This is a genomic window from Ideonella sp. B508-1, from assembly GCF_000333615.1.
Classification (GTDB): Bacteria; Pseudomonadota; Gammaproteobacteria; order Burkholderiales; family Burkholderiaceae_C; genus Ideonella.
Window position 1 is genome coordinate 1 of sequence record NZ_BADL01000516.1, and the last position, 1,304, is coordinate 1,304.

The 1,304-nt window shown below is 60.2% G+C and carries 4 protein-coding genes; all 4 read left to right on the top strand.

What is annotated here, in order from left to right; all coding sequences use genetic code 11:
• Nucleotides 1-310, top strand: a 310-nt coding sequence (locus I73_RS20300) for a hypothetical protein (protein ID WP_026096991.1), incomplete at its 5' end; no start/stop codon positions are given.
• Between the two features lie 139 nt (nucleotides 311-449).
• Nucleotides 450-638: a hypothetical protein gene (locus I73_RS20305; protein WP_022982296.1), complete on the top strand. Its 189-nt coding sequence runs from the start codon at nucleotides 450-452 to the stop codon at nucleotides 636-638.
• Nucleotides 639-710: 72 nt separating this feature from the next.
• The gene (locus I73_RS20310) at nucleotides 711-890 is read left to right on the top strand and encodes a hypothetical protein (protein ID WP_022982297.1); all 180 of its coding nucleotides are present in this window, start codon (nucleotides 711-713) and stop codon (nucleotides 888-890) included.
• A 41-nt stretch (nucleotides 891-931) separates the two neighbouring features.
• Nucleotides 932-1,304, top strand: a 373-nt coding sequence (locus I73_RS20315) for an N-6 DNA methylase (protein WP_234409563.1), incomplete at its 3' end; no start/stop codon positions are given.

A 1,304-nucleotide genomic window follows, 5' to 3' on the forward strand; every position in this document is an offset into this window, starting at 1 on the left:
GAGTCGAAAGCAAATGTGGCAAACAGGCGTTGATGACCTCGTGGTAAACGAAATGCGGCTGTCGAATATTGTTGACCGCGTGAATCGATTTAACGCGAACGACATTCAGGAGGAGGGTTCCGAAGTCATGAGTCGCCTGTTCTTCTTGATGCGAGGGGAGGAGCCAGAGCCGTCTGACTTGGAGTGGCCTGCGCTGCAGGAAAAGCGGGCCAGCATTCGAGCGGGGAAACTCAGCCTTCTAGAGGTAGAACCGGTCTATGGTGCGACGATATTGATTCTTGCTAAAGACTTCAGACTTGAGCCAATGTGAATCGCCCTGGCTATCGTGAAGCGCCCCGGGTTTGAACTGACCCCCAGCAGTCGGACGAACTTCAAGGGGCCCCATGGGGCACTTCTAGAAGCCGCACCGTCACGCGCCTGAATGGCGCAGGCTGCGGCAACATGTAGAGATGATCACCCCGCGCATCAAGCTATCGAGCTTCTTCCCGGAAGAGGCCCCCGACGACCTGTTCCTGGTGCGCCAGCGCAAGGCCAAGCTCGAAGGCTACGTACAGACGCTCGCGGCGATGGACAAACTGATTGACTTCTCGGCGATGGCCGCGGCGGTGCGTAAGCTCCCCCACCAAGTAGACAGCTGAAACCAGAGAATGCGGCCCAAGCCGAAAGGAAGAGGCCGATGAGGAAGAGCAAGTTCACGGCAGAGCCAGATCGTGGCGATCCTCAAGGAGGGCGAAGCTGGCGTGCCTGTTTCGGAGATCTGCCGCAAGCCGTTTGATCGGTTGGCGGACGCCGACATTAACCTGATCGCCGTCGGGTGCCTACATTTCATGGAGACGCCGGGGGCTGACGCGCATCTCGCTGCCGTTTCGTCCGAGACGATGCCGGACTGACATGGTCCACACTTAGAATGTTTCCAGTGCCGACGTCTACCTTGATCCATCCGAACGACACGCCTGCACTGCGCAAGGTGCGCGGTGCGTTCTTCACCCCGGAGCGGGTCACGGATTTCGTTGCGCAGTGGGCAATTCGAGCCGGCGGCGACCGCGTGCTCGAGCCCTCCGCTGGCGACGCCGCATTCATGGTTGCTGCTGTGGCTCGTATCTCGAAGCTGCGCCGGGGCAAGGGTGCCGAACCCGAGGTGGACGGCGTCGAGATTCACGCGCACAGCGCGCGTGTCGCGCGCGAACGAGTTCACAAAGCTGGCGGCAAGGCCTGGGTGCGCAACAGCGACTTTTTTGATCTCGCCCCCGAGCCGGTCTACGACGCGGTTATCGGAAACCCGCCCTACATCCGCTATCAGAGCT